This is a genomic window from Paenarthrobacter nicotinovorans (assembly GCF_007670255.1).
In the GTDB taxonomy this organism is placed as follows: Bacteria; Actinomycetota; Actinomycetes; order Actinomycetales; family Micrococcaceae; genus Arthrobacter; species Arthrobacter nicotinovorans_B.
Map to the genome: position 1 here is coordinate 99900 of NZ_SZVS01000014.1, position 26909 is coordinate 126808.

Annotated in this window: 20 protein-coding genes; 14 read left to right on the plus strand and 6 right to left on the minus strand. The window is 64.3% G+C overall.

Annotated features, from left to right (window positions below; genetic code table 11):
• Positions 1 to 54 precede the first annotated feature (54 nt).
• Entirely contained in the window at positions 55 to 987 is a 933-nt protein-coding gene (locus tag FDP28_RS20890; protein WP_260842534.1) for a hypothetical protein, read from the minus strand.
• 182 nt (positions 988 to 1169) lie between these two features.
• Between FDP28_RS20890 and FDP28_RS18565 the strand changes: the two genes are divergently transcribed.
• Together FDP28_RS18565 and FDP28_RS18570 are read left to right on the plus strand one after the other, a co-directional pair.
• The gene (locus FDP28_RS18565; protein WP_186313713.1) at positions 1170 to 2165 is read left to right on the plus strand and encodes an Lrp/AsnC family transcriptional regulator; all 996 of its coding nucleotides are present in this window, start codon (positions 1170 to 1172) and stop codon (positions 2163 to 2165) included.
• Positions 2166 to 2217: 52 nt separating this feature from the next.
• Positions 2218 to 2868: a 4'-phosphopantetheinyl transferase family protein gene (locus FDP28_RS18570; protein WP_144663077.1), complete on the plus strand. Its 651-nt coding sequence runs from the start codon at positions 2218 to 2220 to the stop codon at positions 2866 to 2868.
• Here FDP28_RS18570 and FDP28_RS18575 read toward each other — a convergent pair.
• From FDP28_RS18575 to FDP28_RS18590, 4 genes are all read right to left on the minus strand, one after another.
• Positions 2865 to 4202, minus strand: coding sequence for a M1 family metallopeptidase (locus tag FDP28_RS18575; protein ID WP_144663078.1), 1338 nt, complete (start codon positions 4200 to 4202; stop codon positions 2865 to 2867). The genes FDP28_RS18570 and FDP28_RS18575 overlap by 4 nt on opposite strands.
• Positions 4203 to 4213: 11 nt before the next feature.
• The gene (locus FDP28_RS18580) at positions 4214 to 8170 is read right to left on the minus strand and encodes a Pls/PosA family non-ribosomal peptide synthetase (protein WP_186313714.1); all 3957 of its coding nucleotides are present in this window, start codon (positions 8168 to 8170) and stop codon (positions 4214 to 4216) included.
• A 119-nt stretch (positions 8171 to 8289) separates the two neighbouring features.
• Entirely contained in the window at positions 8290 to 9255 is a 966-nt protein-coding gene (locus FDP28_RS18585) for a quinone oxidoreductase family protein (protein WP_144663079.1), read from the minus strand.
• An 85-nt stretch (positions 9256 to 9340) separates the two neighbouring features.
• Positions 9341 to 10429, minus strand: coding sequence for a fatty acid desaturase family protein (locus FDP28_RS18590; protein ID WP_144663080.1), 1089 nt, complete (start codon positions 10427 to 10429; stop codon positions 9341 to 9343).
• A gap of 168 nt (positions 10430 to 10597) precedes the next feature.
• Here FDP28_RS18590 and argC point away from each other — a divergent pair, with 168 nt between their 5' ends.
• The 9 genes from argC to FDP28_RS18635 all read left to right on the plus strand — a co-directional run bounded on the left by argC (position 10598) and on the right by FDP28_RS18635 (position 20057).
• Positions 10598 to 11629 carry an N-acetyl-gamma-glutamyl-phosphate reductase gene (gene argC, locus FDP28_RS18595; RefSeq protein ID WP_144663081.1) on the plus strand — a complete coding sequence of 344 codons (1032 nt, stop codon included), beginning with the start codon at positions 10598 to 10600 and terminating at the stop codon, positions 11627 to 11629.
• Positions 11626 to 12792, plus strand: coding sequence for a bifunctional glutamate N-acetyltransferase/amino-acid acetyltransferase ArgJ (gene argJ, locus FDP28_RS18600; protein WP_144663082.1), 1167 nt, complete (start codon positions 11626 to 11628; stop codon positions 12790 to 12792). Before argC ends, argJ begins: the two co-directional genes overlap by 4 nt.
• A 9-nt stretch (positions 12793 to 12801) precedes the next feature.
• On the plus strand, positions 12802 to 13743 hold the full coding sequence (gene argB / locus FDP28_RS18605; RefSeq protein ID WP_144663083.1) for an acetylglutamate kinase: 942 nt from the start codon (positions 12802 to 12804) through the stop codon (positions 13741 to 13743).
• The gene (locus FDP28_RS18610) at positions 13740 to 15008 is read left to right on the plus strand and encodes an acetylornithine transaminase (RefSeq protein ID WP_144663084.1); all 1269 of its coding nucleotides are present in this window, start codon (positions 13740 to 13742) and stop codon (positions 15006 to 15008) included. Before argB ends, FDP28_RS18610 begins: the two co-directional genes overlap by 4 nt.
• A complete protein-coding gene (argF, locus tag FDP28_RS18615; protein WP_144663085.1) occupies positions 15005 to 16006 on the plus strand; it encodes an ornithine carbamoyltransferase in 1002 nt (333 codons plus the stop codon). The genes FDP28_RS18610 and argF overlap by 4 nt, the downstream gene beginning before the upstream one ends.
• Positions 16006 to 16542: an arginine repressor gene (locus FDP28_RS18620; protein WP_144663086.1), complete on the plus strand. Its 537-nt coding sequence runs from the start codon at positions 16006 to 16008 to the stop codon at positions 16540 to 16542. Before argF ends, FDP28_RS18620 begins: the two co-directional genes overlap by 1 nt.
• A gap of 71 nt (positions 16543 to 16613) precedes the next feature.
• On the plus strand, positions 16614 to 17819 hold the full coding sequence (locus FDP28_RS18625) for an argininosuccinate synthase (protein WP_144663087.1): 1206 nt from the start codon (positions 16614 to 16616) through the stop codon (positions 17817 to 17819).
• Entirely contained in the window at positions 17819 to 19234 is a 1416-nt protein-coding gene (gene argH / locus FDP28_RS18630; RefSeq protein WP_144663088.1) for an argininosuccinate lyase, read from the plus strand. Before FDP28_RS18625 ends, argH begins: the two co-directional genes overlap by 1 nt.
• 76 nt (positions 19235 to 19310) lie before the next feature.
• Entirely contained in the window at positions 19311 to 20057 is a 747-nt protein-coding gene (locus FDP28_RS18635) for a maleylpyruvate isomerase family mycothiol-dependent enzyme (RefSeq protein ID WP_144663089.1), read from the plus strand.
• 302 nt (positions 20058 to 20359) lie between these two features.
• On the opposite strand, the gene FDP28_RS18640 is transcribed toward FDP28_RS18635, so the two are convergent.
• Entirely contained in the window at positions 20360 to 21877 is a 1518-nt protein-coding gene (locus FDP28_RS18640; protein WP_144663090.1) for an AlkA N-terminal domain-containing protein, read from the minus strand.
• 83 nt (positions 21878 to 21960) lie between these two features.
• Here FDP28_RS18640 and FDP28_RS18645 point away from each other — a divergent pair, with 83 nt between their 5' ends.
• The 3 genes from FDP28_RS18645 (at position 21961) to tyrS (ending at position 26343) form a co-directional block, all read left to right on the plus strand.
• A complete protein-coding gene (locus FDP28_RS18645) occupies positions 21961 to 22629 on the plus strand; it encodes a DNA-3-methyladenine glycosylase (protein ID WP_144663091.1) in 669 nt (222 codons plus the stop codon).
• 137 nt (positions 22630 to 22766) lie between these two features.
• On the plus strand, positions 22767 to 24995 hold the full coding sequence (locus FDP28_RS18650; protein ID WP_144663092.1) for a HelD family protein: 2229 nt from the start codon (positions 22767 to 22769) through the stop codon (positions 24993 to 24995).
• Positions 24996 to 25032: 37 nt separating this feature from the next.
• A complete protein-coding gene (gene tyrS, locus FDP28_RS18655) occupies positions 25033 to 26343 on the plus strand; it encodes a tyrosine--tRNA ligase (RefSeq protein WP_144663093.1) in 1311 nt (436 codons plus the stop codon).
• The last annotated feature ends 566 nt before the right edge of the window (positions 26344 to 26909 follow it).

Consider the following 26909-nt stretch of genomic DNA (forward strand, 5'->3'; position numbering starts at 1 on the left):
AATTTGGGCAGGCAGTGTTCCCCGCAACCCAACATGCTGCGGGGAACACTGGCCCTACGATGGCCATCTGCGCAGTGTGCTGTTGACGAGGCCGATGAGCACCGCAGTCCACCAGCAGGCCTGTGAGATCCCCGCCGTCACCATGAGCCGGATCTTCAGCCGCCTGCCGAGGTCCACATATCTCGTTCCCGGGGCCTGGGTGAACAGTTGGCGGAGCACGGGGTGCATGAACACGCCATTGAGCATCAGGACAAGGACGCACACAAGCTTGACCCAGGTGAGCGGGCTGCCGGGATCGGGCCTGATCAATGCCCCGGATAACAGCAACAGTGCCAGTCCTCCCCAGATCAGGGGTTTGGCCGCCGACTCCAGTGTGGCCACCGCCTGCAGCGGGGTTTTTCCGAGGAGCCAAAGGAGACCAAGCCAGTCGACTACCAGGATGGCTCCGAAGGCCACCACCAGCGACAGAATATGCACGGCGAGACCAATGCGCTGAATATCGGGACCGAGATCAAAGGTGTAGCCAACCAGTAGGGAGTCGATCCAGGCCAAGGAGCATAGGATTGCAGGCAACAAGGGGTTGAACGCTGGTTGCCGCCGGTACCGTACCTCCGATGCAGCCGCCACTTCAGCTTGGTTTTCGCGCCAGTTCAGGAAGCCGGTAGGGCCGATCGTGGGTTCAAGTTGTACGGTGTGGTCGTACTTCCGCTGGGAGTCGGCCACAAAGAAGGCATCTGTAGTCACGCGTACGGTCCTAATGATCTTGTTCTCTTTGAAGAAGACAAACAAAGCCGGTGAGGTCGTATGGACTTCCCGGTTTTCCGGTGCCTGACCGAAGGCTTGCTCTATTGCGTCGTCAGTTCCAGTCCCGGTGACAAAGCCCACGTGGTCCCACGCGAAATCCGTGATGTCACTGAGCCTTAATGTGGTCCCGGTGTTGGCAGCTTCAAGAACAACCGCGTTCAGTAGCCTGTCTGTTTCGAGCAATTCGCATGCCTTCTGTTCAACCAAGTGGAGCGTCAACCAAGTGGTGCGCAGAACGCACACCATCTATACATGTGTGCCAGTTCCACGTTCGTGACGCGTGATGGCCGACCGAAAGGGTTTGGGGCCCAAACGGGGGAGAGTCATAATTGGTGTGCCCCACTACTACGGGGAAGCTGAGGCAGGTGGGGCAACCCTTGCGGGACTTCGAATTCGATGAGCGCGATCTGCGGTTGCTGCACGCCCTGCAGATACGGCCGCGCGCCCCATGGGCTGCCTTGTCCTCAATTGTCGGGGCGGATGCCGTCACACTGGCTCGACGATGGGCCGTTCTTCAGGACACTGGTTTGGCGTGGATGACGTCGTATCGGGGCGAGGGGGCCAGATCCGCAGGGGCGGTGGTGGAAATCAGCTGCATCCCCTCGACGTTGGCGGGAATTGTCAACGACTTGGCCCGGGAGCGGGTGGTCATCACCATCGATCAGACGGCCGGAAGCCAGGACCTGGTGCTGTGCGTGCTGTGTGCCTCGGAAGCCGAGCTGACAGCGTTTCTCCTGGAAAGACTGCCCACCTTTGCAGGTATCACCAGCACCCGGACCCACAGGATCATCCGGATCCTCAGTGATGCGCAGCATTGGCGGTTAAAGTCCCTTCGCGACGATGAGGTCAGCGCGCTCGAACGGTCTGTACCCCAGCCGCAGCCAAGCAAGTCCGTGGTGACCGACTCCGTGGAGGACGAACTGACGCGAATTCTCCTCATCGAGGGAAGGGCTTCAGTCTCCGACCTGGCGCAGTGGCTACGTTTCAGCCCGGCCCGGGCCAAGTCTGCGCTGTCGAACATCCTGGGAGCCCAGCGGGTAGTGGTGCGGCTGGACATTGCGCGGACTTTTTCGCCGTGGCCGGTCAGCGTCTGGTATTTCCTGCGGGTGCCACCGGCCAAGGTTGACGGGGTCGCTGCGGGCCTGGCAAGGCTGGATGTCGCACGGCTCGTCGCCACGACCGGAGGTCAATACTCCTTGGTGTTGTCGGTCTGGCTCCGGCGCGTTGAGGACATGGCCGCCCTGGAGCGGCAGCTGGGCGAACGATTGCCGTATGTGGAGATCGAGGACCGTTCCATTGTTCTCCGAACGCCCAAGCACATGGGCAAGCGCCTGTACCCGGACGGCAGGAGGATAGTCTGAAGACGGCCCAGTCAAGGCGTCTGGCCTGTAGGGGAGCTGCGAAAGGAGATCCGTGGAAATCCTGGTGCTGGAGCTGCGCAGGCTCAGCGACGTGCACCTTCAGGCGAACCTGCCCGCGCAACTGGGGGACCCCGCGCACCAGCGGGCCCTCCGCTTCGCCAACCCGGTGGACCGTGCGGAATTCGTCGCGGGTCGGCTGGCCCTTTCGAACTTTGCCGCCTCGCTCCTCGACGTCGACCCCAACCGGATCAGGCCCGATTACCGCTGTCCGCAGTGTGGCCCTGGCCAGGACCACGGCCGGCCGGGATTCATGCTCGACGGCGGCCCCGCACCTGTGGTGGTCAGCGCCTCCCGGGCGTCGGGCTGGGTGCTGCTGGCCGGCGTCGTGCATCCAACGGATGGCTTCCGGCTGGGAGTGGACCTTGAAGCGATAGGCAAAGTCGGATTCGACGGCTTCGATGACCTGGCGCTGACAGGCAGCGAGAAGCGTTTCCTGGCATCAATGCCGGCAAGACATCAAGCTCTGCACCGAACGCGCTTATGGGCGCGTAAGGAAGCTTGGCTGAAGATGACCGGCGAAGGCCTGCGCCGAAACCCCGCCGAGGTGGACGTACTGGACCGGCCTGGCCTGCGGGATGTCACCGAAAGGGAACTGCCTGCCGGGCAACCGGAAGGACTGGTGGCCGCGCTGGCCCACGGCTAACCCGCTGGAGGCAGCGCCGGCAGTGCGGTCTCGTAGAGCCACGGCCGCAGGATCGATGCCGTATCGAAGCCCGGCATGAAGGCGTCCGCTGCTGTAATGAAGGACTCCGTGGATACTGATCCGTGCCGGTTCCCAGCGGTCCAGTGCTGAAGGAAAGCGAAGAAAGCCTCGTCCCCGGCCGCCACCCGCAGCGCATGAACGGCCAAGGCCCCGCGCTTGTAGACCCTGTCATCGAACATGAGCTCCGGACCGGGGTCACCGACCAGCAGGTCCTGCGGCCCGGCGTCGAGCTTTTTCCACGCGGCAGTTGCACGAGCGGCAACGGTCATGGTTCCGGACTCTTCGGACCACAGCCATTCGGCGTAGCAGGCGAATCCCTCGTGCAGCCAAATGTCTTTCCAGTTGCTGACTGTCAGCGAATTCCCGAACCACTGATGGGAAAGCTCATGGGCGATCAGCCGCTGCGATTCCCAGGCCTCCTTCATGTGGTTCCGCCCGAAGATGGAGACTGTCTGGGCTTCCAGTGGAATTTCCAGCTCGTCCTCCGTCACCACCGACGTGTAGTCGGTGAACGGGTACGGACCGAAGCAATCCTCGAAGGTCTTCATCATGTCCGGCTGGCGTCGCAGGCCTTCCAAGGCATCCCCGGCCATCTCGGCTGTGACAGCGACGAACTGGGGAACCCGGTGATGGGTACCTTCAGCCCGGAGCGGAACCTTGATGTACCGGCCGATTTGAACAGTGGCAAGGTATGTTGCCATGGGCTCGACTTGCTCGTACACCCAGGTCTCCCGGCTGGACTTGCGGGAGTGGGAGACGAGCTTGCCGTTGCAGACCGGCCGGTAGTTGTCGTCGGTAGTCACGGAGATCAGGAAGGTGGACTTGTAGCGCGGGTGGTCATTGCAGGGGAACCAGGATGCGGCGCCGTTCGGCTGGCCTGCGACCAGCACGCCGTCGTTCAGTTCTTCCCACCCCACATCTCCCCACAGTCCGCGGCGCGGTTGCGGATTGCCGTCATAGCGGATCTCCAGCGTGAACTGTCGTCCGGGTTTGATCGAGGACGCCGGGGTGAGTACCAAATGTTCGGCCCTGTGGCTGAATTTCTGCAGTTTCCTGCCGTCCAGCTGGATTTTGGATGCCCGCAAGCCCACGAGGTCCAGCACCACCTGGGTGGTCGCCTCAAGCGCCGTGCAGTGCAGGACAGCCCTGCCGATCAGCTTGTTGCTGCCCAGCCTGACGTCGAGGTCCAATTCGTATCTATCCACCCGGTAACTCGTGCTGCCGTGATCCAGGGTGTAGGGGTCGGGACTGGGGATGCTGATGGGTGCAGTCATTAGCTCCCAATCTACTTCAGGCGTGGCGCTTCTGTGGTCGGACCCACCCACGGGCTCACCGGGTTGCCCATCCAGTACGTTCCTGCGGGGACAGTCTCACCGCGCATGACCAACGACGCCGGTCCAACAGTTCCGCCGTCACCGATACTGGCCGCGGGAAGGATGACGCCGTGGGGACCCATCGTGGCACCGTTACCGAGTGTCACCGTGTCCAGGCTCATGACGCGGTCATGGAACAGGTGCGTTTGGACTACGCAACCCCGGTTGACGGTGGAGTTCTCGCCGAGAGTCACGAGGTCGGCTTCAGGGAGCCAGTAACTCTCGCACCACGTCCCGCGGCCGATCCTGGCGCCAAGCCCGCGGAGCCACCACACCAGGGCCGGGGTTCCGGCGGCCGAGCGGGCAAACCAGGGGGCGCTCACCATTTCAATGAACGTGTCCACCACCTCATTGCGCCAAATGAAGGAACTCCATAGGGGGTGTTCGCCGGATCGGATGGTCCCCACCAGGGTCCATTTGGCGATCACCGAACTGAGCGCGGCCACAGCCCCGGCCGCCAGCATGACGACGCCGCCAAGCAGTGCCGCGACCCAGTAGCCCCAACCACGTGCGATCCAGTCCAGGACCACCATGACGGCAACGGCTATGGCCACCGTAAGGATGACCGGGACCAAACGGCACAGCTCCCACAGGGCACGGGCCAGCTTCAGTTTGAAGGGTGGTTCGAAAGTGCGGCTCTGATCGGCGTCGACGGCGGTGCGGCGCAACCGGACCGGCGGACTGCCGAGCCACGAGGTTCCGGATTTTGCCTTGGCCGGCGTGGCAGAGAGCACCGCCACGAGGGAGTTTTTGGGAACGTTGCGTCCTGCGGCAGTCATGCCGGAGTTGCCAAGGAACGAGCGTTTGCCGATCTTGGCAGGAGCGATCTTCATCCAGCCGCCGCCAAGTTCGTAGGAGGCCACCATGGTGTCGTCGGCAAGGAAGGCGCCATCTCCAATCGTGGTCATTGCGGGTACCAGGAGAACAGTTGAGGCTTCCACGTTCTTGCCCACCTTGGCACCCAGCAAACGGAGCCAAAGGGGCGTGAACAGGCTGGCGTAAATCGGAAAGAGGAGGTCACGGGCCATATCCAGCAACCGCTCGGTAGCCCAGACCTGCCAGCCGACCCTGCTGCGGACCCGGTAGTACCCTTCCCTGAGGCCCAAGCCCAGGAGCCGCGTCACTAAAAGGACCAGGAGGAGGTTGCCCAGGAACCAGACCAGCGCTGCCAAAGGCACGGACAGGGCAATCCGGGGGAGGGCAGTTTCCAGGGAATCGTGCCCTCGAATGAAGGACAGGATCACCAGGGCCCCCGCGAAGGCTGAGAGGTAGGGGATCAGGGACAGCAAGGCCGAGGCGGCCGCAAAGGCGAAAAGCCACAGTCGATCAACTGCGGAACGGCGAACTGCTGCCTCAGGCCAGTCGTGCTTTGCCTTTCCCCGCCTTTGAGCTGGTGAGCCTGCCACCAGATGACCGGCTTTCACCTTGCCAAAAACTGCGGAGCCGGGCTCGACATGGGCGCCGGCGCCAATGGTTGCACCGGGCATGAGAGTGCTTCGCGATCCCACCACCGCGCCTGCTCCGACGTGAACTTGGCCGATGTGGACCGAATCACCGTCCACCCACCAACCGGAAAGGTCGACTTCCGGTTCAATGTTGGCCCCGTTTCCCAGGGACAGGAGCCCTGTGACCGGCGGCAACGAGTGCAGGTGCACGTCCCTTCCAATCCTGGCTCCCAAAGCCCGGGCGTAGTAGGGAACGAACGGGGCGCTGGCCAGGCCGATGGCACCGGAAAGGTCCTGGATTTGTTCGGCGAGCCACAGCCGCAGGTGTGTTTTGCCGGAACGGGGGTAGGTACCCGGTTGGATTCTTCCGAGCAGGATCCTGGCTGCCAGCACCGAGATTGCCATTCGGCCCAAGGGGCTGACGAAGACCAGCCAGGACAGCCCGACCCACCACCAGGACACCACGGGAGCGGCGTCAAATCCGGCAAAGGTGGCCAGCAGGTTGTTGGCAGCCATGAGGTAGGTGAGCCATCGCATTCCCACCAGAATGTGCAACGGTGCTCCCATAAGTATCTGGAAGATCTGCGACTTCAGGGCAGTGGGACGGACGGTGCGCTCCGCAGCGTGACCCGGCGTGCCGCCGTCGGGCAATGACTGCCGGGCGGCGTCGATCAGGGCGCCGACGCGCGGTGTCGCGTAGATGTCTGCCACCGTGATCGTCGGGTAGCGGAGACGAAGAGCCGACACGAGCTGGGCAGCGGCGAGGGAGCCGCCGCCATGGTCGAAGAAGTCGGCGTCGAGGGACCCGGCGGGGCTGCCCAGGACAGCCTCCCACTGGTCAATGATCCAGCGGGCGTCCTCGGGAAGGTTCAGCGGAGCATTGCCGGTCTCGGCGGGTCCTGCTCCCGCCAGCGGCCAGGGGAGTGCGTGGCGGTCAACTTTGCCACTTGTCTTGGTGGGCAACGAATCCACCACGGTCAACAGGGGAATCAGGGCCGCAGGCAGGTTGTCGGAGAGCAGCGTTCGAGCAGCATCCAGGTTGAGTTCCACACCCTCTGCGGGGGCCAAGTAGCCCACCAGGATCTGGTTGCCGGCAGCCGTGGTCTGAACGGCAGCGGCAGCGCCCGCTACGCCGGGCAAGGACTGCAATGCTGCATCAACCTCGCCCAGTTCAATTCGGCGTCCTCCGAGCTTGACCTGCTCGTCGGCCCGGCCCATGAAGATCAGGCCCTCGGGTTCGAACCGGACCAGGTCCCCGGAGCGGTAGGCGCGGTCCCAGGCCAGCGTCGGCATGGGAGCGTACTTCTCGGCGTCCTTGGCCGGATCCAGGTAGCGGGCGAGGCCGACGCCGCCGATGATCAGTTCGCCGATTTCGCCTTCTTCCACCGGAACGCCGTCGGAATCAACGACGGCGAGGTCCCAGCCATCAAGCGGCAGACCGATCCGGACGGGGCCGGGTCCGCCCAGGGGAGCGGCACAAGCCACAACGGTGGCTTCTGTTGGTCCGTAGGTGTTCCACACTTCGCGACCATCGACGGCGAGCCGCTCGGCCAGCTCGGGTGGGCAGGCTTCCCCGCCGAAGATGAGCAGACGGACGTTTTCCAACGCCTCGGCCGGCCACAGGGCCGCAAGGGTGGGCACAGTGGACACCACGGTAATCCCGTGGTTGATGAGCCACGGTCCCAGGTCCATGCCGGTGCGGACCAGCGCGCGGGGAGCCGGTACAAGGCACGCGCCGTGGCGCCAGGCGAGCCACATTTCTTCGCAGGAGGCGTCAAAAGCCACTGACAGGCCCGCGAGCACCCGGTCCTGGGGGCCAATCGGTTCGGCCTGCAGGAAGATCCGGGCTTCTGCATCGACGAAGGCGGCAGAGGAACGATGCTTCACGGCCACGCCCTTCGGCGTGCCGGTGGAGCCCGAGGTGAAGATGATCCACGAATCGTCGTCCAGTCCGGGCTTGCCGGGCACGGCAACAGGTTCGCGCGCAGCTTGGGCAAGCTGGACGTCCAGTCCTGCACCAATAACCGCGGCCACCTTCGCTTCGCCAAAGACCAGACGGGCCCGTTCGTCGGGATCGTCGGCATCCACCGGAACGTAGGCGGCTCCTGCCATGAGGATGCCCAGGATGGCTATGTAGAGCTCGTTGGTTCCTGACGGGATGCGGACGCCGATTTTCGCGCCGCATCCCAGTCCGGCCGCGTTCAGGGTGCGCGCGAAGGACTTCACCGAGGCAAGCAACTCGGTGTAGCTCAGTGACTTGTGCCCGTCGTCCAAGGCTGAGGATTCCGGGAAGGACGCCGCAGTGGCTTCCAGGATGTCCACGAGGGTACGTTCGGCAGGTGCTGCGGTGCCGCCGGGCAACTGGGGGCGATAGGTAGTCAGGGCAGGCCGCTGCCCGGCCCCCACGGGTTGATCTGTGCTCACAGGGTCAGCTTTTCCCAGGAAGGTGAACAAAAGGTGTCGGTGGTTTCTTTCCCGTCATGTTCCCTTGTTCTGCTGTTGGGCTAAGAGTCACCAAGAGTTTGGGGAGCCGGGCGCTGATCTTAGGGCACCAGCAGGACTTTGCCGGTGGTCCGCCGGCCCTCCAGGTCACGGTGGGCTTGGGCAGCCTCAGCCAAGGGGTACGTGGCGCCGACCCTGACTGAAAGGGTGCCGTTGGCGGCGGCGTCGAAAATTTCTGCGGAGCGCCACCGGCGTTCCTGGGCGTTCTGAACGAAGTGCGCCATGGTCGGCCGGGTCAGGGTCAACGATCCGGCGGCGTTCAGCCGCTGCGGGTCAAAGGGTGGTACGGGTCCTGAGGCTGCGCCGAAAAGCACCATGGCGCCACGGATCCGCAGGCTCTTCAGGGACTCGTCAAAGGTGTCCTTGCCAACGCCGTCGTAGACCACGTTGACGCCCTCGCCGTCTGTGAGTTCGCGGACCTTGTCGGCGAAACCCTCATAGCGGAGGACCTCATCGGCGCCTGCCAGGGTGGACAGATCAGCCTTCTCATCACTGGAGACGGTGGTGATGACGCGGGCTCCGCGTGCCTTCAGCAGCTGCGTCAACAGCAGGCCCACGCCGCCGGCCCCTGCGTGCAGCAGGACAGTGTGGCCGGGCTCCACCCGGAAAGACGAGTTCATCAAGTAGTGGGCCGTGATGCCCTGCAGTGGCAGGGCGGCTGCTGTGTGGTCGTCGACGCCGGCAGGTACCGGAAGCGCTTTGGCCGCCTCCACGAGGGCGTACTCCGCGTACGTCCTGTTCCCTTCGGCCGTGGCAACGCGGTCTCCCACGCCGAATTCTTCAACACCTTCACCGACGGCCTCAACGACCCCTGCTGCTTCGGCGCCGGGAGTGAAGGGGTAGTCCACTTTGTAGGTGCCGTTGCGTTGGTAGGTTTCGATGAAGTTGACTCCGGTGGCTGCGACTTTGATCAGCAGCTGTCCGGGGCCCGGTGCCGGTACTTCGACGGAAGCGTACTCAAGGACCTCGGGTCCTCCCGCGTGCTGTGCAACGATGGCGTGCGTCATGGTGGCTCCTAACTCCGGGGCGGTCCTTCCGGTGCCCGGTTCCAGAATCCATCCTAGGGAGGTTGGGACCTTCCTTGTCGAACGCCTAGAAGCGTCCGTGCGTCGAAGCTACGGGGCAGTCGAAGCCGCGGCCGGCTGCCAGGCCCACGTCATTGAGGTACCGGACCACGATGCCGTAAGACTGCACCAGGGTTGTTTCGGTGTACGGGACGGAATGCTTGGCGCAGAATTCGCGCACAATCGCTGATGCTTTGTGGAGCTGGGGCCGCGCCATATCCGGGAACAAGTGGTGCTCCACCTGGCGGTTGAGGCCACCAAGAAGGAAGTCCATGAAGCGTCCGCCGGAAATGTTGCGTGAAGTCAGGATCTGACGGTTGAGGAAATCCACGCGGCTGTCTTTCGGAAGGACGGGCATGCCCTTGTGGTTGGGCGCGAACGAGGCCCCCATGTAGAAGCCATAGACCATGATTTGGACGCCAAGGAAGGCAAAGGCCATTCCTATGGGCAGGAAAGTGAAGGCCAGGACAGGGAGGGCGCTTAGCCGCGCCACGAGGATGGGAGTCTCAACCCAGCGGTGGCGGACGTTTTGCTTCCCGAAGACAAAGCGCAAGGAGTCGAACTGGAGGCTCAGCCCAAGCAGTGTCAGGAGCGGGAAGAAGAACCAGCCCTGCCTCCTGGTCAGGAACGCCAGGCGCCCCTTTCGTTCAGCCGCGGCATCTTCGTGGAAGACCAGTGCGTTGTTCCGTATGTCCGGGTCCTTGGAGATGACATTGGGATGGTTGTGGTGTGCGCCGTGCTTCTGTTCCCACCAGGAGTAACTGATGCCGGCCACTCCAGTGGCAAGGAGGCGGGCCGACCAATCGTTTGCCCGGCGCGAGGCGAAGATCTGCTTGTGCCCGGCCTCATGGGCCAAAAAGCTCAACTGCGTGCACAGGATGCCGACGGCGGCCGCGATGAGCAGTTGGTACCAGGACTCGCCAATCAAGGCGAAGCCAAGCCATGTTCCGGCCATGAGAAGCATGAGGGCCACGAAGACCCAGATGTAGAAGCCGCTGCGACGTTCAAGAAGCCCTGCTGCTTTGACGGACTTGAGGAGCTCCGAGTAGCTCTGGACAACGGGATTTGGCTGAATTGCGCGTGCTTTGGGGCGCTCAGCGGTGGACGTGGGTGCCATAGGTGTGCCCCGTATCGCTAACGGGCAACGCTGCAGCCGACGTTCGGACTGCACGGTTTGGATCACCCTTCAATAAGCATACGCGCAATGTCCTGACAAATGTGACAGCGCACACTAGGCATGCATAAATATCGGGCAGCATGAATAATCTTGCTGTACAGTGGTGTTATGACTATTTCTGTTGCCGTCTCCGGTGCCAGCGGCTACGCCGGGGGAGAAGTGCTGCGCCTGCTGGCGAACCATCCCAACGTCACCATCGGCGCGATCACCGCGCACAGCAACGCCGGTTCCAGACTAGGGGAGTTGCAGCCGCATCTCCATGGTTTGGCCAGCCGGATCCTGGAAGAGACCACGGTGGAAAACCTGTCCGGTCACGATGTCGTGTTCCTGGCCCTGCCACACGGAACCTCGGCCGGGATCGCAGCGCAGTTGCCGGAGGGAACTGTAGTCATCGACGCCGGAGCGGACCACCGCTTGCAGGATGCTTCGGCCTGGGAGAAGTTCTACGGCTCCGAGCACGCCGGCACCTGGCCTTACGGGCTGCCGGAACTGCCCGGCCAGCGTGAGGCGCTCAAAGGCGCCAAGCGGATCGCCGTACCCGGCTGCTACCCGACGTCGGCCCTGCTCGCCTTGACGCCCGGGTTCGCCAACAGCCTCCTCTTGACGGACGACGTCGTCATTGTTTCCGCCTCCGGAACCTCGGGTGCGGGCAAGGCGGCCAAGGTCAACCTGATCGGGTCGGAGGTCATGGGTTCCATGAGCCCCTACGGCGTGGGTGGCGGTCATCGCCACACGCCGGAGATCGAACAAGGGCTCAGCAACGTCGCCGGCGAAGCTGTGACGGTGTCCTTCACCCCGACTCTCGCCCCCATGAGCCGGGGCATCCTTACGACGGCGACTGCCAAGGTTGGGCACGGCGTCACCGAAGCCGAGCTTCGCCAGGCGTGGGCGGATGCTTACGACGACGAGCCTTTCGTCCACTTGCTGCCCGAAGGCCAGTGGCCCACCACCAAGTCGGTGCAGGGGTCCAACCACGCGGTCATGCAGCTTGCGTTCGATGCCCACGCGGGCCGTGTGATTGTCACTTGCGCCATCGACAACCTGACCAAAGGGACCGGCGGCGGAGCCGTGCAGTCCATGAACATTGCCCTCGGCCTGGATGAAACAGCCGGCCTGAACCTGCAGGGAGTTGCACCGTGACCATTACCGCCCCCAAGGGATTCCGTGCCGCTGGCATCAAGGCCGGCATCAAGGCCTCCGGCAAACCCGATCTGGCACTCGTCATCAACGATGGCCCCTCCAAGGCCGCCGCCGCAGTCTTCACCTCCAACCGGGTGGCAGCAGCGCCCGTGCACTGGTCCCGCCAAGTGGTCAGCGACGGCCGTGTGGACGCCGTTGTGCTGAACTCCGGTGGAGCCAATGCCTGCACAGGCCCGCAGGGCTTCCAGAACACCCATGCCACGGCCGAGAAAGTGGCAGAAGTGCTGGGAGTCTCAGCTTCCGACGTCGTCGTGTGCTCAACCGGGCTGATCGGCGAGCAGCTGCCCATGGACAAGATCCTTCCGGGCGTCGAGGCAGCCGCCAAGGAGCTCAGCGAGGACGGCGGCAGCGCTGCGGCCACTGCGATCATGACCACCGACAGCGTCTCCAAGGAAGCCGTCTTCACCGGCAAGGACGCTGAGGGCAAACCGTACACAGTAGGCGGGATCGCCAAGGGAGCGGGCATGCTCGCCCCGGGGCTGGCCACCATGCTGGTGGTGCTGACGACGGACGCCGAAGTACCGGCCAATGAGCTCGATGTTGTGCTTCGCGACGCCACACGCGTCACGTTCGACCGGGCCGATTCGGACGGCTGCATGTCCACGAACGACACGGTGGTGCTGTTGGCCTCCGGCGCCTCCGAAGCACTGCCGTCGGCAGAGCAGTTGACCGAAGCGGTGACCGCCGTGTGCGCCGAACTGGCCCGCAAGCTCATTGGCGACGCCGAAGGTGCCAGCCACGACATCGCCATCCGGACCTTCAACGCTGCCAGCGAACGGGACGCGGAAATCGTGGGCCGCTCGGTGGCCCGCTCCAACCTCTTCAAGGCCGCAATTTTTGGCAAGGACCCCAACTGGGGCCGGGTGTTGTCCGCCGTCGGAACCACGGATGCCATCTTCGAAGCAGACCAGCTCAACGTTGCCATGAACGGCATCCAGATCTGCCGCAACGGGGCCATCGGCGATGACCGCAACCTGGTGGATCTGGAACCACGCGAAGTGCTTGTCGAGATCGACTTGCAGGCCGGAGACGCCGAAGCGACCATCTGGACCAACGACCTCACGCACGACTACGTGCATGAGAACAGCGCGTACTCGAGCTAAGGGATGACGATGACTGCGCATACCCGCGAGAACACGTCCATGAGTGCGGCCCAGGACAAAGCGGCAACACTGATCGAGGCCTTGCCATGGATCCAGCGCTTCGCCGGAACCACCATGGTGATCAAGTACGGTGGCAACGCGATGGTGAACGATGACCTCCGCCGCGCCTTTGCCGAAGACATTGTGTTCCTCCACCACGTCGGCATCCACCCGGTGGTTGTCCACGGTGGCGGTCCGCAGATCAACTCCATGCTCGGCAGGCTCGGTATCGAGTCCGAGTTCAAGGGCGGCCTGCGGGTCACTACCCCCGAAGCCATGGATGTTGTCCGCATGGTCCTCACGGGCCAGGTGGGACGCGAACTCGTTGGCCTCATCAACTCCCATGGCCCGTACGCCGTCGGCATGTCCGGCGAAGACGGCGGGCTCCTGCGTGCCGTGCGCACAGGCACCGTGGTGGACGGCGAGGAAGTGGACCTTGGGCTGGTGGGCGAAGTCGTGGGAGTGGATCCCGCAGGGATCAAGGACATCCTCGACGCCGGCCGCATCCCGGTGATCTCCACCGTCGCCCCGGAAATCACTGAGGACGGCAACGGCTTCCAGACCACCGGCCAGGTCCTCAACGTCAACGCCGACACCGCCGCGGCTGCGGTCGCGTCAGCCTTGGGGGCCTCCAAGCTGGTCATCCTGACCGACGTCGAAGGCCTCTACGCCAACTGGCCGGATAAATCCTCGCTGATTTCCTCGCTGACCGCTTCAGAGCTCCGCGACATGCTCCCCAAACTCGAATCCGGCATGATCCCCAAGATGGCCGCCTGCCTGAAAGCCATCGATGAAGGCGTCGAGCGCGCACATATTGTCGACGGCCGCCTGGCGCACTCGATGCTGTTGGAGACCTTTACGACGGCGGGCATAGGCACCCAAGTAGTACCCGACGAGGACGTGAACGCATGAGCACCAACGAAGCAGCAGTGGTCGAAACTCCGGCCGATGCCATCACCGGCCACAGCAGTGGTGCCGATTGGCTGGCCCGCTACTCGGGTTCCCTGATGGGCGTCTTCGGCACCCCGCAGCGGGTCCTGGTCCGCGGCGCAGGCTGCCTGGTGTGGGACGCTGACGGCAAGGAGTACCTGGACCTCCTCGGCGGCATCGCAGTGAACGCACTGGGCCATGCCCACCCGTTCGTTACCTCGGTCATTTCCAGCCAACTGGCCACACTGGGGCACGTATCCAATTTCTTCACGAGCCCGACGCAGATCGCGCTCGCTGAAAAGCTGCTGGAACTGGCCAAGGCTCCGTCAGGCTCCAAGGTCTTCTTCGCCAACTCCGGCACGGAGGCCAACGAAGCCGCCTTCAAACTGGCCCGCCGGAACAACGGCGATGGCAAGCGCACCAAGATCATCGCCCTTGAAGGCGCGTTCCACGGACGGACCATGGGTGCCCTGGCGCTCACGGCAAAAGAGGCCTACCGTGCGCCTTTCGAGCCTCTGCCCGGTGGCGTGGTCCACGTTCCGTTCGGTGACATCGAGGCCCTGCGTGCCGCCGTCGACGATTCCACCGCGGCCGTGTTCCTGGAACCGATCCAGGGTGAAGCGGGCGTCCGGCCCCTCAGCGCCGAATACCTGAAGGCTGCACGCGAGGCCACCACAGCCGCCGGCGCGCTGCTGATCCTCGACGAAGTCCAGACAGGCATCGGCCGGACCGGCAAGTGGCTGGCAAGCGAAGACGCCGGAATCGTTCCCGACGCCGTCACCCTCGCCAAGGGTCTCGGCGGCGGCTTCCCGATCGGCGCCCTGCTCACGTACGGAAGTACGACGTCGGCCCTGCTCACCGCCGGGCAACACGGCACCACTTTCGGTGGAAATCCAGTGGCCACGGCCGCCGCGCTGGCCACGCTTCATGCCATCGAAACCCAGGGCGTGCTGCAGAATGTCACTTCGGTTGGCCAGTACCTTCGCCAGGGGATTGCCGCCGTCGAGGGTGTTGCCCAAGTCCGTGGCGAAGGTTTGCTGATCGGCTTCGATGTCGACGCGGAGATCGCCCCCGCCATGGTGACCGCCGGCCTTGAGGCAGGCTTCATCATCAACAGTCCCGGTCCCCGGACCATCCGCCTGGCGCCGCCGCTCATCCTGACCACCGAACAGGCTGACCGTTTCCTGGCAGCCCTGCCTGACCTGATCGCCACGGCCACCGCCACCACCGCTAAGGACGCACAGTGAGCATTTCCACCCGTCACTTCCTCAAGGACACTGACCTCAGCCCGGCCGAACAGGCTGAAGTGCTTGAGTTGGCCGCCCGCATGAAAGCAGCACCGTACAGCGTGCAGCCTTTCGCCGGTGAGGGCAACGGCCGCAAGACGGTCGCCGTGATCTTTGACAAAACCTCTACCCGCACACGTGTTTCGTTCGCGACCGGCATTGCCGACATGGGTGGCAACGCCCTGATCATCAACCCCGGTGAAGCCCAGATCGGCCACAAGGAGTCCGTGGAGGACACCGCAAAGGTACTGGAGCGCATGGTGTCCACCATCGTGTGGCGCACCGGCGCCCACTCGGGCCTGGTGGCAATGGCGGAGAACTCCAAGGTGCCCGTCATCAACGCACTGTGCGATGACTACCACCCTTGCCAGCTCTTGGCCGACCTCCTGACCGTCAAGGAGCACAAGGGTGAACTCGCCGGACTGACCATGGCCTACCTGGGCGATGCCGCCAACAACATGGCGAACTCGTACCTGTTGGCCGGCGTCACGGCGGGAATGCACGTCCGGATTTCCGGTCCGGAGGGCTACCTTCCGGCCGCTGACATTGTGGCCGCAGCGGAAGAACGGGCTGCCGAAACCGGTGGTTCCGTGCTCATCACCAGCGATGCCGCCGAAGCCCTCAAGGGTGCCGACGTCGTGGCCACCGACACGTGGGTGTCCATGGGCCAGGAAGCGGAGAAAGAAGCCCGCCTTCAGTTGTTCCGCGAGTACTCCGTGGATGAGGCCGCCATGGCACAGGCAGCGCCGGACGCCGTCGTGCTCCACTGCCTCCCGGCCTACCGCGGCTACGAGATTTCGGCGGGCGTCATCGACGGTCCGCAGTCCATCGTCTGGGACGAGGCCGAGAACCGCCTCCACGCCCAGAAGGCGCTCATGGCCTGGCTGATGCACCGTTCCGGACTTGCGTTCGTCGAGGGCCTCGCCCCCGTCGAAGGAACCGGCGAGAGCACGTTCTAGTGTCCACCAACCCCTCCGTTCCGGGTGCCAGTCCGGCCACCAAGACCGCCCGACAGGCACGCATCACAGCGATCCTGACGGGTGAGTCCGTGCGTTCCCAGGCAGAGCTTGCAGCCCTGCTGGCAGACGACGGCGTCCAGGTCACCCAAGCCACGCTCTCCCGCGACCTTGTGGAACTTGGCGCGGTGCGGGTCCGTGGCAAGGATGGAGCATTGGTGTACGCGGTCCCGGGGGAGGGCGGGGACCGGAACGCCAAGAGCGGCGTTACCCAGGAAATTCTCGATGCCCGGCTCACACGGCTGTGCGGGGAACTGCTGGTTACGGCGGAGGCTTCGGGCAACATCGCTGTGCTCCGTACGCCTCCGGGAGCCGCCAACTTCCTGGCACTTGCGATCGACCACTCCGTGATGCCGTCGGTATTGGGTACGATCGCAGGCGACGACACTGTGATGTTGGTGTCCAGGGACGCTGACGGTGGGGCGGAACTGGCGGCCCGCTTCCTGCAGATGGCCGAGGAAGCCGGCCCCGGCAACTGACTGATTTCCACGGCACTGATTCACACAGCATTAGATTCGAATGAACCAAGCAACAACAAAGGAGCACTCTCGTGACTGAGCGCATTGTTCTGGCCTACTCCGGTGGCCTTGATACGTCCGTAGCCATCGGCTGGATCGGTGAAGCCACCGGCGCCGAGGTCATCGCTGTGGCCGTCGACGTCGGACAGGGCGGCGAGTCCCTGGAGACCATCCGCCAGCGCGCCCTCGGTTGCGGCGCCGTCGAGGCTTACGTCGCCGATGCCCGTGACGAGTTTGCCAACGAATACGCGATGCCCACCTTGAAGGCCAACGCCCTCTACCAGGGCCACTACCCGCTGGTTTCGGCCATCTCCCGCCCGGTCATCGTCAAGCACCTGGTCAAGGCTGCCCGCGAATTCGGCGCCACGACGGTCGCCCACGGCTGCACGGGCAAGGGCAACGACCAGGTCCGCTTCGAAGTCGGCATCCAGACCCTTGGCCCGGACCTGAAGTGCATCGCACCTGTCCGCGACCTCGCCCTGACCCGCGACAAGGCCATCGCCTTCGCCGAGGAAAAGGGACTGCCGATCGAGACCACCAAGAAGAACCCATACTCGATCGACCAGAACGTCTGGGGACGCGCCGTCGAAACCGGCTACCTTGAGGACATCTGGAACGCTCCCACCAAGGACATCTACGACTACACCGCCACCCCGGAATTCCCGCCGGCGCCGGATGAGGTCACCATTTCCTTCCAAGCCGGTATCCCTGTAGCGATCGACGGCGTGAAGGTCACCCCGCTGCAGGCCATCCAGGAACTGAACCGCCGTGCCGGCGCCCAGGGTGTTGGCCGGATCGACGTCGTCGAGGACCGCCTGGTGGGCATCAAGTCCCGCGAGATCTACGAAGCTCCCGGTGCCATGGCGCTGATCACCGCTCACAAGCACCTCGAAGACGTCACGATCGAGCGTGAGCAGGCCCGTTTCAAGGCAACTGTTGGCCAGCGCTGGGCCGAGCTTGTCTACGACGGACAGTGGTTCTCGCCGCTCAAGCGCTCTCTGGATGCCTTCATCGAGGACACCCAGAAGTACGTTTCCGGCGACATCCGCATGGTCCTCCACGGTGGCCAGGCCATCGTTAACGGCCGCCGTTCCGACACCTCGCTGTACGACTTCGACCTCGCCACCTACGACACCGGCGATACCTTCGACCAGTCCATGGCACGTGGTTTCATCGAGCTGTGGGGCATGTCCTCCAAGGTTGCCTCCGGCCGTGACCTGCGGGTTGCAGGCGAGTAATGACGTCGGCAACTAACGAAGGTGCGCTGTGGGGTGGCCGCTTCGCCGGCGGCCCCGCGGACGCTCTGGCCGCACTGAGCAAGTCAACGCACTTCGACTGGCGGCTGGCCCGCTACGACATCGCCGGTTCCAAGGCGCACGCCCGCGTGCTGCACAAGGCCGGATTGCTCGATGACGCCGAACTTGAGGGCATGCTGGCAGCGCTCACGCAGCTGGATGAGGATGTCGCCAGCGGCGCCTACCTTCCCGCCGAGAGCGACGAGGACGTCCATGGTTCGCTGGAACGCGGCCTCATCGAGCGTGCCGGTACCCAGTTGGGCGGCAAACTCCGTGCAGGCCGTTCCCGCAACGACCAAGTGGCCACCCTTGGCCGCATGTTCCTGCGGGACCACGCGCGGATCATTGCCCAGGGTGTCCTCGCCACGGTTGACGCGTTGGTGGAGCAGGCCAAAGCGCATCAGGGTGTGGCCATGCCCGGGCGCACGCACTTGCAGCACGCCCAGCCGGTGCTGCTGAGCCACCACTTGCTGGCCCACGCCTGGGCGCTGTTGCGCGATGTACAGCGGCTCCAGGACTGGGACAAGCGTGCCGGTGTTTCACCGTACGGCTCCGGTGCGCTGGCAGGTTCTTCCCTCGGACTCGACCCGGAGGCTGTAGCTGCCGACCTCGGTTTCTACTCAGCCGTGCACAACTCGATCGACGGCACCGCTTCCCGCGATGTCTTTGCCGAGTTCGCCTGGGTGTGCTCGATGATCGGCGTCGACCTCTCCCGGATCTCCGAGGAAGTCATCTTCTGGGCCACCAAGGAGTTCTCCTTCGTCACCCTGCATGACTCGTATTCCACCGGGTCCTCGATCATGCCGCAGAAGAAGAACCCGGATGTTGCCGAGTTGGCCCGCGGCAAGGCAGGACGCCTCATCGGCAACCTGACCGGACTGCTGGCTACGCTCAAGGGCCTGCCGCTCGCCTACAACCGCGACCTGCAGGAAGACAAGGAACCGGTCTTTGACGCTGCGGACACGTTGGAGCTGCTGCTCCCGGCCGTCTCGGGAATGATCGCCACGCTGACATTCAACACCGAGCGTATGGAGTCCTTGGCACCCCAGGGCTTCGCGTTGGCCACCGACATTGCCGAATGGCTCGTCCGCCAGGGCGTCCCCTTCCGCGAGGCCCACGAGCTTTCCGGTGCTGCCGTCAAGCAGGCCGAGAGCCGCGGGGTGGAGCTGTGGGACCTGACCGACGAAGAGTATGCAGCGATTTCGGAGCACCTGACCCCCGAAGTCCGCACTGTGCTCAGCACCGAAGGTTCGCTCAACAGCCGCAACTCGCAGGGCGGAACGGCACCGGCCGCCGTCGAACGCCAGCTTGCAGCACTTGAAGCGGAACTTGAGGCTGCGCGCTCCTACGCGTCGTAGCGTTCGTTCACCAGAGCGGGATGAGGCCTCCGGGCGTCATCCCGCTCTGCGTTTAAGCGTGCATTAGCATGGGCCTATGACCCTGATCACAGCTGAAACGCTGCCCGCAGAGCTTCACAAAGCCGCCGGCAATGTCACCCGCCTTCTGGCAAAGATGGACGAATCATCCGTCACTGAACAGTCGGAACTTCCCGGCTGGACCCGCGGGCATGTACTGGCCCACCTCACCGGTATCGCCAACGCGATGGCGCGGCAACTGGAGTATGCCCGGCGGGGCGAGAAGATCGAACTGTATGACGGGGGTATGGAAGGCCGGACCAAAGCCATCAATCTTGCAGCCGGTCACAGCCTGGACAAGCACACGGCGTCCGTCACGACGGCGGTTAATTCGGCGCTTGCAGCGTTCGACGCTGTGGGTCCGGACGGCTGGCAGGCGCGCATCAGCTACCGTGACGGAACAGTGCTCGACGGCGGCCTGGCGCTGTGGCGCGAACTGACCATCCATGCGTCGGACCTTGGATTGGGTTTCGGCCCGGAGACGTGGAGCCGGTCATTCTGCGAGCACCTGTTCGACTTCCTCTCCGCAAGGGTCCCGGGGGAGTACAAGTTCGTGCTGCAGCCTACCGGCCTCCCTCCGAGGACGCTTGGCAGCGGAGGAACGTCCATCGCGATCACAGGCATGATCACGGATATCGCTGCGTGGCTGGCGGGCAGGGAACCGAGCTTGGGCTCGCTCCGCGCCACGGCAGCCGCCGACGGCGTGGACCTGCCCGAGCTCCTTCCCTGGCCCGCCGGAGTCCCGGCAGAGCCCCCCACCCGGTAATCCCGCACCCTCGCTCACATTCCCCGGGTTTGATCCGCACCCTCGCTCACATCCCCCGGGTTTGATGTGCACCCTCGCTCACATCCCCGCTGTTTGGTGCGGACGCTCGCTCACATTCCCCGGGTTTGATGTGCACCCTCGCTCACATCCCCGCTGTTTGGTGCGGACGCTCGCTCACGTTCCCCAGAGGCGCTGGAGCGTTTCGACGCCGGGAGCCGCCTCGGGATGTGAGCGAGGGCTGGGTGGAAGGCTGGGGGATGTGAGCGAGGGTTGGGTGGAAGGCTGGGGGATGTGAGCGAGGGTTAGCGCTTGGCGGCTGCCCGCCACAGGTGCATCGTGGCGTAGGAACGCCAGGGACTCGCTTCCCGGAAATCGGCGCTGAGACCGGGGCCGGCGGGCAGTTCCTTCAAACCATTTCGCACCGCGGCGTCGTTGGCCAGGAAAACATCCGGGGCGCCCAAAACACGCATGGCCACGTAGCCCACCGTCCACGGCCCAACCCCGGGAAGGGGAAGGAGTTTCCGCCCGAGACTTCCGAGGTCGTCCCCGTAGCCGAATTCCAGAGCGCCCGAGGCCATCGCTTCGGCCGCGGAAATGATGGAGTCGATACGGCGTTGGGGTCCCCGCAGCAGGGCGCGGCCGTGCTCGGCGATTTCTGCCGCGGTCGGGAACAGCACATCGGGACCGGTCACGGCTGCGTCGGCACGAGAGCCGGCAGCTGACAACTGGGTAAGGGCCGTCCGGGCCGCGGCGACTGTGATCTGTTGCCCGATCATCGCCCGGATCAGCAGCTCTTGCGGATCGACTGCCCCGGGAACCCTTATCCCGGAGATGGCCCTGACCCTCCCCGCAAGTCGGGGATCCATGGCAAGGGCATCATCGATGGCCTCCGGATCCGCATCAAGGTCGAAGAGCCGCCGTACCCGGCTCAACAGCGCGGGAAGGTCGTGCAGGTCCACGGCCGAGGCCGTCAGCCGCAATGGTTTGCCCGGCAGTAACGGGCTGTAGGTGACGGTGAACCGGGCTGTACCGCACGGGAGCTGGAGAGTGCGGCTGTACGTCCGTGTGCCGGGGGAAGTCCCACCGGGCTCAGCCTCTGCCGCTTCAATGCCAGGTATCGCACGCGCGGCGAGGAAGTCGAAGATACCCGGATCGAACGGTTCCCGGTATGGCAGGTTGAGCGTCAGTGAACCAGGGGCGTGGCCCGACGCAGCTGCCCGTCCGGGATCCGACTTTGCCGCCGGCGTGCGAGCCGCCGACGTGCGAGCCGCCGTCGCGCGGACCGCCGTCGGGGTCATGGCGAACACCTCGCCGATGGTGTCGTTGAACTGCCGGATGCTGTTGAACCCCGATGCGAAGGCCACGTCCGCGAGTGGCATGTCTGTGGAGACCAGCAGTGTCCTGGCCGTTTGTGCCCTGCTGGCCCGTGCCAGGGAAAGCGGGCCCGCGCCCAATTCGTGGCCGAGGATGCGGTTGAGCTGCCGTGCCGAGTATCCCAAGCGACGCGCCAACCCGTCGACTCCTTCACGGGTGATGACGCCGTCGTTGATCAGCCGCATCGCCCGCCCGGCGACGTCCGAGCGCAGGTTCCAGGCGGGCGTACCCGGCACGGCTTCGGGAAGGCAACGCTTGCACGCGCGATACCCTGCCTCGTGGGCGGCGGCCGAGGTTTCGTAGAAGGTGACGTTCTCCGCTTTCGGCGTGCGCGCCGGGCACGACGGGCGGCAGTAGATGCCGGTGGAACGGACCGCCGTGAAGAATTGGCCATCGAAGCGGGTGTCGCGGGCATCGATCGCCTTGTAGCGCTGCCAGAAGTCCATGGGTTCATCCTCCCAGCCGCCGGAGGAGACTTCTAGCGGAAATCGGACAGGGCCGTTGTTGACGTTTTGCTAGGGTCGAGGGCATGGGTTGGTCAACGGAGAAAGGGGTCAGTGACCCCGGGGCGGTGCGAACGTTCCTGGAGGGGGACCCGCGCGTTGTTGCGCCGCTCATCCTGGGGGCAGTCCTGACGCACCACTCGGACGCTGGCCCGGTATCGGTGCGGCTGACCGAAGTGGAAGCATATATGGGCCCGCGGGACTCCGAACACCCGGACCCCGGCTCACACACATTCGGCGGCCCAACGGCGAGGAACGCACCGATGTTCGGGCCGGCGGGGTTCTTGTACGTCTACTTCACCTACGGCATGCACTACTGCGCGAACCTGGTTTGCGGCCCGGCCGGCAAAGCCTCGGCCCTGCTTCTGAGGGCAGGGGAGATCGTCGACGGCGAAGGCCTCGCCACGTTACGGCGGCCGGCATCCAAAGCGCCCAAGGATCTGGCCAGCGGTCCGGCACGGCTCGCTTCCGCCATGGGGCTTACGACGGCGGACACCGGCCGTGACGCGCTCGCCGCGCCGTTCAGCTTGTGGTTGCCGGAGTCTCCGGCGCCTGCCGTCGTCAGTGGCCCTCGCGTTGGAGTGGCCGGGCCCGGAGGAAGCACCGAATATCCGTGGCGTTTCTGGATAGAGGATGACCCCACGGTGTCCAGGTACAAGGCTGCCCGGCCCCGGAACCGCAAAACCACCGTGTAGTAACTCCGCGCCCCACACCTGCCCGCGGAGCGTGAACTTTCGGCTGTTCCGCTCGCCAGATGACCCTGTATCCCGCACGTTTACCAAAATCGCTGTAGAATGGTAGGTCTGTCTTTTGCGATAGGGGTTACGGTTCGATGCACGACGCTGATTTGGTCCACGAGCAGGAATACGTTGCCGGGCTCTACGCCCGGCTCGATGAGCTGCGCGCCGAAAAGCGCGCCCAGCTGGCGCAGGTGCGCAAGGCCGGCGCGGTAGGAACCATGCAGAACGTCTCAGAGCGGGATGCGTTCGCGGCTCTGTACGAGGACCGGCTGGCCCAGCTCGACGCCGTCGACGACCGCTTGGTCTTTGGCCGCTTGGACCTTGATTCGGGTGAGGCGCAATACATCGGCCGCATTGGGCTGTCCACGGCCGATCTCCAGCGCCTCATGGTGGACTGGCGCGCTCCCGAAGCGGGCCATTTCTACCAGGCGACCGCCTTTGACCGCCAAGGCGTGCGTCGTCGTCGCCATCTGATCCTTCAAGGTCGTGACGTCAAGGCCATCGAGGACGACGTCCTGGATGCAGGGATGCTCGCGGACAACGACTCCCTGCAGGGTGAGGGTGCCCTGCTCGCGGCGTTGAACTCCAAGCGCACCGGCCGCATGTCGGACATCGTTGGCACCATTCAGTCCGAGCAGGACCGGATCATTCGTTCGTCCATCTCGGGGGCCCTCGTGGTCCAGGGTGGTCCGGGTACAGGAAAGACCGCTGTTGCCCTGCACCGTGCTGCCTACCTGCTGTATACCCACCGCGAACGGCTCAAGAGTGCGGGTGTCCTGTTGGTGGGTCCGTCGTCGTCGTTCATGCACTACATCGAACGTGTGCTGCCGTCCCTGGGTGAGACCGGTGTGGTCATGGCCAGCCTGGGCCGCCTCATGCCCGGTATCCATGCCGTGCCGGAGGAAAACGCTGACGTCGCCGCGCTCAAGGGCAAGCTGGACATGGCCAAGGTGGTGGCCAACGCTGTGGCCAACCGGCAACGGACGCCGGCCGAAGACCGCATCCTGGAAGTCGACTCGAGGAAGCTGACGCTCACCGTCCGCCAGGTCCGCCGGGCCCGGGAAAAAGCGCGTGCCACGGGCAAGCCCCACAATGAGGCACGGCTCACCTTCGTGAAGATCCTCCTTCGTGAGCTCACGGAACAGCTGACGGACATGGTCGAGCAAGCGAACATTGGCAACAATGCCGACCGCGCCTACCTCGCCGAAGACGTCCGTTCTGTCCGGGATGTCCGCATCGCACTGAACCTGTGCTGGATGCCGATGACGCCCGAGAAGCTCATCTCGGAGCTCTTCAGCAAGCCCGCCATCCTTGAAGCCTGCACACCGCACCTGACCCCTGAACAGCGTTCGTTGCTCCAGCGGCCGGTTGACGCGCCATGGACCGAGGCGGACGTTCCGCTGCTGGATGAGGCCGCCGAACTGCTTGGTGAACTGGATCCGGCAGCCGGCAGGGGACTGGCCCAGCAGGAAGCAGACCGGGCGCGCGATCTCGCCAACGCCAAGCAGACCTTGGCCAACATGGCTTCCATGGGCGTCGATGTCCTGGTCACGGCCGAGGAACTCGCGGAACAAAACCAGGAGCGCGAAAGCCGCCTCACGGCCGCCGAGCGGGCCACGAGCGACCGGTCCTGGGCATTTGGTCACATTGTGGTTGACGAGGCCCAGGAACTTTCGCCCATGCAGTGGCGGCTGTTGGTGCGCCGCTGCCCGCTGAAGTCCTTCACCATCGTCGGTGACATCGCCCAAACGAGTGCAGCAGCAGGTGCCAATTCGTGGCAGAGCGCGCTGGCGCCGTCGTTCGGTGACCGCTGGACGCTCGAGGAGCTGACGGTCAACTACCGTACGCCCAGCCAGATTGCCGAAGCCGCTGTCCGCATGGCCAACCGGGCAGGGCTCGTGGTCTCGGCGCCCAAAGCCGTGCGTGAAGGCAAATGGTCACCGATCGTGGATCGCGTGGACGCTGACGGCATCGTCCAGCGGCTGGTTGAGGTCCTGCCGGAGGAACTCGAAGCGATCGACGGCGGCCTGCTGGCCGTCATTGCCGACGGTCCCTTGCTGCCGCAGGCGACTGCAGCGCTCAAGGAGATCTACGGACACCGTATTGGTGCCGGCGCGGGCAGCTATGAGCAGGACATCGTGGTGATCAGTCCCAAGGAAGCGAAGGGACTGGAATTCGACGGCGTCGTGGTCCTGGAACCCTCGGCCATGCTCAACCACGAGCACGGCAAGGTAGGGGACCTGTACGTTGCCATGACGCGTGCCACGCAGCGGCTGCGCCTCATTGCGGCGGCACCCGTGCCCGCCGGCATCGAGCGCTAGGCAAACCGGTACCCGCAATCCTGCTAACTTAGATCTCGTGTCACACGTAAACAACATCGAGTCCCAGCACAACGATCCAGCTTTCGCCAACATCTGGCAGGAGCTCAAATGGCGCGGCCTGGTCCACGTTTCCACTGACGAAACTGAACTGGAAAAGCTGCTCGCCGGGGACCCGATCACGTATTACTGTGGCTTCGATCCCACTGCACCGTCCCTGCACCTGGGCAACCTTGTGCAGTTGCTTTTGATGCGTCGACTGCAGTTGGCCGGCCACAAGCCGCTCGGTTTGGTGGGCGGCTCCACCGGCCTGATCGGCGACCCACGTCCGACGGCGGAACGCACCTTGAACACCAAGGAAACAGTGACGGAATGGGTGGGCTACCTGCAGGGCCAGGTGCGTCGTTTCCTCAGCTTCGAGGGCGACAACGCGGCCCGCATGGTCAACAACCTTGACTGGACTGCCCCGCTGAGCGCCATCGACTTCCTCAGGGAGATCGGCAAGCATTTCCGCGTGGGCACCATGCTGCGCAAGGATGCCGTGGCATCCCGGCTGAACTCGGACGAAGGTATCAGCTACACCGAGTTCAGTTACCAGATCCTGCAGGGCATGGACTACCTCCAGCTGTTCCGCGACTACGGCTGCGCGTTGCAGACCGGCGGTTCGGACCAGTGGGGCAACCTCACCAGCGGAACCGAGCTCATCCGCAAGGTCGAGGGCAAGAGTGTCCATGCCTTGGGAACGCCGCTGATCACCAACTCCGACGGCACCAAGTTCGGCAAGTCCGAGGGCAACGCCATCTGGTTGGACCCGGCAATGTGCAGCCCGTACACGTTCTACCAGTTCTGGTTGAACACGGCCGATGCCGACGTCGTGGACCGCCTCAAGGTGTTCACTTTCCTTTCCCGTGCTGAGATCGAAGCCTTGGGGGAGTCTGTGGCGGAGCGCCCGTTTGCCCGCGAAGGCCAGAAGAAGCTTGCGTACGAAGTGACCTCGCTGGTCCATGGTGTCGACGCGACCGAGAAGGTGATTGCTGCCTCGGCAGCTGTCTTCGGTAACGGGGACCTGACCGTGCTCGATGAGCCGACACTCGCCGCTGCCACCGCTGAGCTTCCGTCTGCAAAGATCGGCAGCGACTCCTTGGGGATCATCGACCTCCTCGTCGCCTCTGGTCTTTCCGACAGCAAGTCCGCCGCGCGCCGCACGGTCGGTGAAGGTGGCGCGTACGTCAACAACGCCAAGGTTTCCGATCCCGACGCCGTTATCGGCGAGGACCAACTGCTGCACGGCCGCTTCCTGCTCCTTCGCAGGGGCAAGAAGAACCTGGCCACCATCGAGGTTTCCGCCTAGGACTCCTGATGTGAAGCTCTGAAAGGGCCGGCGACCGTTATGGCTGCCGGCCCTTTTGTGTTTAACGCCCGCTCACATCCCCCGTTTTTGGTGCGGATGCTCGCTCACATCCCCCGGGTTTGGTGTGGACGCTCGCTCATGTGGGTGGTGTTCGACGGCGGGTGGTTGGGTTGCTTGGTCGGTTTGTGTGATGGGGTTCACGGGCCATGTTTTGGCTGGGTTTCGTGTGGTTTTGGGGTGGTGTGGGCTGGTTTGGCTTGTGTTTGCGGGGTTTTTGGGTGGCGTGGGGGTGGATTTGTGTTGGGTGTTGGGGGCGTGTAATGTCTTCTGAGTCGCCGCGAGTGAGACAGCTTGGAGCTGGGAACTGCGGAGGCCGAACCCCTTGATAACAGCCTGAAAAACGGTGCGCTTTCGAGCGTGCGTTTGCAGGGTGGGGGCTCGGAGGTCGGGTTTGGAATCGCGGTAACGCTGATTTGCCAAGGTCTGGTTGTTCGGGTAAGTTTGAAAAGTTGCTTCGGAGCGATCCAGTGGCCCTGTGGGGTTGGTGGTGGTGCCGTTAGTGTCTG